The sequence below is a fragment of the Streptomyces sp. NPDC048191 genome (assembly GCF_040652655.1).
Classification (GTDB): Bacteria; Actinomycetota; Actinomycetes; order Streptomycetales; family Streptomycetaceae; genus Streptomyces.
The window spans coordinates 1-5523 of record NZ_JBEZMO010000070.1 but is presented as its reverse complement, the minus strand read 5'-3'; the positions used below and the strand labels follow the sequence as shown (position 1 = coordinate 5523).

Annotated in this window: 2 protein-coding genes; both read right to left on the bottom strand. The window is 71.8% G+C overall.

Going from position 1 to position 5523, the window contains the following annotated elements:
• Positions 1-3343: type I polyketide synthase (locus tag AB0D93_RS41245; RefSeq protein WP_362131823.1), on the bottom strand; the 3343-nt coding region annotated here is incomplete at its 3' end.
• Between the two features lie 92 nt (positions 3344-3435).
• The coding region (locus tag AB0D93_RS41240) for an SDR family NAD(P)-dependent oxidoreductase (RefSeq protein ID WP_362131820.1) at positions 3436-5523 on the bottom strand (2088 nt) is incomplete at its 5' end.

Here is a 5523-nt window from a genome sequence, read left to right as displayed (position 1 = left end):
CCTCCGCCAGACCCGCATAGAAGCCCGACAGATCCACCGCCTGCGCACCCTCCGGCGGCCACACCGCCGACACCACGGCAGGCGTCGGTACGTCCGCGTCGCCGAGCGAGCCCTCCGCATGAGTGGTCCAGCCGGCCGACGGGTCCGCGTCCGCGGCCTGGGAGAAGATCCGCACCGGGTGCCGCCCGGTCTCGTCGGCCGCGCCGACCGCCACCTGAAGGCGGAGTCCGCCCGAGGCCGGCACGACCATCGGCGCCTGCAGCGTGAGGTCCTCCACGCGTCCCGCGCCGATTCGCGCTCCGGCTTCGGCGGCCATGTCCACCAGTGCCGCACCGGGCACGAGGACGTGGCCGCGCACGGCGTGGTCGGCCAGCCAGGGGTGCGAGCCCAGGGTGACCCGGCCGGTGAACAGCAGCCCGTCGGTGTCGCCGAGCCCGACGACCGCGCCGAGGAAGGGGTGTTCGCCCTCGTGCAGACCGAAAGCGCCGGCGTCGCCGGAACCTTCCGGGGCCTGCAGCCAGTAGGCGGTGCGCTGGAAGGCGTAGGCCGGCAGCTCTACCGGGCGGCCGGACGGGAAGAGCGAGCCCCAGTTCACGGGAACGCCGCCCGTGTGCGCCGTGCCCAGGGAGGTGAGCCAGCGCTGGTGACCGCCCTGGCCGCGCCGCAGGGTTCCGGTGACCGTCCCTTCGCGTTCCGCGGCAGACAGCATGTCCTGGATGCCCGGCGTGAGCACGGGGTGCGCGCTGGACTCGACGAAGACGGTGTGCCCCTGCTCCACGAGATCCTGCACCACCGGCGCGAAGCGGACGGTGTGGCGGAGGTTCTGGTACCAGTACTCCGCGTCCAGGACAGCGGTGTCGGCAAGGCGTTCGCCGGTCAGTGTCGAGTGGAAGGCGACGTCACACGCACGCGGCTCGATGCCGTCGAGCAGTCGCAACAGCTCGTCGTGCAGGGCTTCCACGTGCGGGGAGTGGGACGCGTAGTCCACGGGGATCCGGCGGGCCTGCACGCCGTCCGCCTCGTAGGCCGCCATCAGTTCGTCGAGAGCCTCGGTGTCGCCGGACACGACGGTGGCGGCGGGGCCGTTGACGGCGGCGACGACCACTCGTTCGGCCCAGCGTTCGTGCAGCCGGTCGCGTACCTCCCGCTCCGGCAGTGGCACCGACACCATGCCGCCCCGGCCCGCGATGGCCGTCAGGGCCTGCGAGCGGAGCGCGACGACCTTGGCGGCGTCGTCCAGTGAGAGGGCGCCGGCGACCGCGGCGGCCGCGATCTCGCCCTGCGAGTGTCCGACCACGGCGGCGGGGGTGACGCCGTGCGCCTGCCAGAGGGCAGCGAGGGACACCATGACGGCCCAGAGCACGGGCTGTACGACGTCGACGCGTTCCAGGGACGGCGCCCCGGGTGCGCCGCGCAGGACGTCGGTCAACGACCAGTCCACGTACGGCGCGAGGGCGTCGGCGCATTCCTCGACGCGCTGCCTGAAGGCGGGCGATGTGTCGAGGAGTTCGACGGCCATGCCCTCCCACTGGGAGCCCTGTCCCGGGAACACGAAGACGGGGCGTGTGTCTCCGTCGGCCCGGCCCTGTGCGATGCCTGCGCCGGTTCCGGGGGCGTCACCGGAGGCCAGGCCGTCGAGGGCCCGCAGGAACCCGTCGGGCTCCGAGGCCACGAGCACCGCTCGGTGCTCGAACAGGGCGCGGGTGGTGGTCAGCGAGTACCCCACGTCCCGGATGTCCAGCCCGCCGTCGGCCGCGACGAAGTCGCGCAGTCGCTTGGCCTGGTCGCGGAGCGCGTCCGCCGATCGGGCCGACAGAACCCAGGGGACGAAGGCGGTGGGCGCCTCTTCCACGAGGTCGGCGGCTTCCGGGGCGGCTTCCTGGACCCGGTCTTCCTGGACTCGATCTTCCTGGCCGGGAGCTTGTTCGGCCGGGGTCGCTTGGGCGGGCGTTTCCTGGGCCGGTTCTTCTTCGAGGATCACGTGGGCGTTGGTGCCGCTGATCCCGAAGGAGGACACGGCGGCCCGACGGGGACGCTCACCCTGCTCCCACGCCACCTCCTCGGTCAGCAGCCGTACCGCACCGGACTCCCAGTCCACGTGCGGGGTGGGCTCGTCCACGTGCAGGGTGCGCGGCAGCACGCCATGGCGCATCGCCTGCACCATCTTGATCACACCACCCACACCCGCGGCGGCCTGACTGTGCCCGATGTTCGACTTCAACGACCCCAGCCACAACGGCCGCTCCCCGTCACGACCCTTGCCATACGTCGCCAGCAACGCCTGCGCCTCGATCGGATCACCCAGCCGCGTCCCCGTACCATGCGCCTCGACCGCATCCACATCACCGGGCGACAACCCGGCATCCGTCAACGCACTCCTGATCACCCGCTCCTGAGCAGGACCGTTCGGAGCCGTCAGACCATTGGACGCACCATCCTGGTTCACCGCCGTACCACGGACCACGGCCAGCACCCGATGCCCACGCCGACGCGCCTCCGACAACCGCTCCACCAGCAGCAGGCCCACACCCTCGGCCCAGCCCGTACCGTCGGCCGACGCCGCGAAGGACTTGCACCGCCCGTCCGCCGACAGACCACGCTGCCGCGAGAACTCCACGAACGTGTTCGGCCTCGCCATGACGGTCACACCACCCGCCAGAGCCATCTCGCACTCCCCCCGCCGCAGCGACTGCACCGCCAGGTGCAGAGCCACCAACGACGACGAGCACGCCGTGTCCACCGTCAACGCCGGACCCTCCAGCCCGAACGAGTACGACAGCCGACCCGACGCCACGCTGGCCGTGCTGCCCGTGACCAGGTAGCCCTCCAGCTCTCCGGGTGCCCGCCGCAGCCGCGTCCCGTAGTCCCCGTACATGACGCCGGTGAAGACGCCGGTGCGGGAACCGCGCAGGGTCGCCGGGTCGATGCCGGCGTGCTCGAACGTCTCCCAGGCGGTCTCCAGCAGCAGTCGCTGCTGCGGGTCCGTGGCCAGTGCCTCACGCGGGCTGAGCCCGAAGAACTCCGCGTCGAACTCCGCGGCCCCGTAAAGGAAGCCACCCGACTTCGTGTACGACGTGCCGACGGAGTCGGGGTCCGGGTCGTAGAGGGAGTCCACGTCCCAGCCACGGTCGGCCGGGAACTCACCGATGCCGTCCACACCACCGGCCACCAGCTCCCACAACCCCTCGGCGTCCGACACGCCACCCGGGTAGCGGCACGCCATGCCCACCACCGCGATGGGCTCGTGTTCCCTCGCCTCGATGTCGCGCAGACGCCGGCGGCTCTCGGCCAGGTCGTTCGTCACGCGCCGCAGATACTCGCGGATCTTGTCTTCGTTCGCCATGGAGGCATGCCTTTCGGAGTGGCTGTCGCCAAGTGCGGTGGTATGTCGGTGAGCTGGGCAGCGGGGCCGGCCGTTCGACCGGCCGGGGCGCCTCAGAGCTCGTTGTCGATGAAGGCGAAGATCTCCTCGTCCGACGCCACGTCGGAGAGTCCGGTGCCGGTACCCGGTGCGGAGGCGCCTTCGCCCCCCTGGTCGCCACCGATCTTCGCCGCCAGTTCCTGTACGCGCCGGGAGAGCCAGGCTCGTTCCGCCTCGTCGAACGACGCCTGCGCGAACCGGGACATCACCCGGTCGAGCTCGGCCGCGATCGCCTGCGCGTCGACCGACTCTTCCTCCGGCGCCAGTTGGCCTACGAGGTGGTCGGCGATGGCGCGCGGGTTCGGGTGGTCGAAGACCAGCGCCGCCGAAAGACGCAGCCCGGTCGCGGCGTTGAGGCGGTTGCGCAGCTCGACCGCGGTGAGCGAGTCGAAGCCCAGCTCCTTGAACGCCCGGTCCGCCGGAACGGACTGCGCCGTCCCGTGTCCGAGCACGACGGCCACGGTGGACTGCACCAGGTCGAGGACGGCGCTCTCCCTCGCCTCCGGGTCCATCGCCCGTACGGTCTCGGCCCAGTTCGCGCTCTCGGCCGGCGTCGCACCGGTCGCGGCGGTACGTCGCCGACGGGGCACCAGTGTGCGCATCAGCGAGGGCACCGAGTCCGAGTCGGCCGCGCGCAGGGCCGTACGGTCCAGGGCCGCCGCGACCAGCAGTGCCGTGTCGGTGCCCAGGGCACGGTCGAGCAGGCCCAGGCCGGCCTCGGTGGGCAGCGCCCTGATCCCCGAACGAGCCAGACGCGCCCGGTCGGCGTCGCCGAGGCTGCCGGAAATCGTGCTGGACTGGTCCCACAGGCCCCAGGCGAGCGAGTGTGCGGGGAGACCTTCAGCGCGGCGGTGCGCGGCCAGAGCGTCCAGGAACGTGTTCGCGGCAGCGTAATTGCTCTGCCCCGCATTACCGATCACACCGGCGATCGAGGAGAACACCACGAACGCCGCCAACGGCAGATCACGCGTCAGCTCGTGCAGGTTCCACGCCGCATCCACCTTCGGCCGCAGCACCGGAGCCAGACGCTCCGCGGACTGCGCCTGCATCAGGCCGTCGTCCAGGACGCCCGCGGCATGCACCACCGCCGTCAACGGACGATCAGCGGAAACACCCGCGATCACACCGGCCAGCGCACCGGCATCCGCCGCATCACACGCCGCGTGCTCGACCGTCGCACCCAACCCCGTCAGTTCGGCGCTGAGTTCGCCGGCACCGGGAGCGTCCGCACCCCGCCGCGAGAGCAGCAGCAGATGCCGCACACCATGACGCTGGACGAGATGCCGGGCCACCAACGCACCCAGCGTGCCCGAAGCACCAGTGACCAGCACCGTGCCATCCGGATCCAGCCCAGCCGACTCCTGGCTTCCGGCCACCGGCACCAGACGCGGCACCAGGACCTGACCGTCACGGACGGCGAGTTGGTCCTCTCCGCCGGCAATCACGTCGTGCGGCAATGCGCCGGACGGTTCGAGGTCGACCAGGGTGAACCGGCCGGGGTGCTCGGACTGGGCGGTCCGGATGAGGCCCCACACGGTGGCGGCGCCCAGGTCGGCGGGCGTGTCGTCGCCGACGACGGAGATCGCCCCGCGTGTGACGACGACCAGTCGTGCGTCCTCGAACCGTTCGTCGGTCACCCAGCCCTGGGCCAGGGCGAGGAGGTCGGCGGCGATGCGGTGCGCTGCGGCCGGCACGGTCTCACCGTCCCGCGAGGCGACGGATACGACGACCCGGTCCGGCGCCGGTCCTGCCTCGGCCAGTTGCAAGAGCCCAGCCAGATCTGCCACCTCGGCCACCTGGACGGTGTCGTTCGGGCCGGTCGAGGGCTCGGCCAGGGGCACCCAGTCGAGCTGGAGCAGCTCGCCTTCCGACGGCGACTGCGGGACCGCCGACGGGCGCAGGGCGAGGGAGCCGATCTCCATCACCGGCTGCCCCTCGGGATCGAGCGCCGTCATCCGGCCCTCAGCCGACCAGTGCACACGCAGTCGCGTCGCCCCGGTGGCATGAACGACCACATCACTCCACGCGAACGGCAGCAACAACTCGCCACCCCCGTCCACCGCCTCATGAGCAAGCGGATGCAACGCCGCGTCCAGCAACGC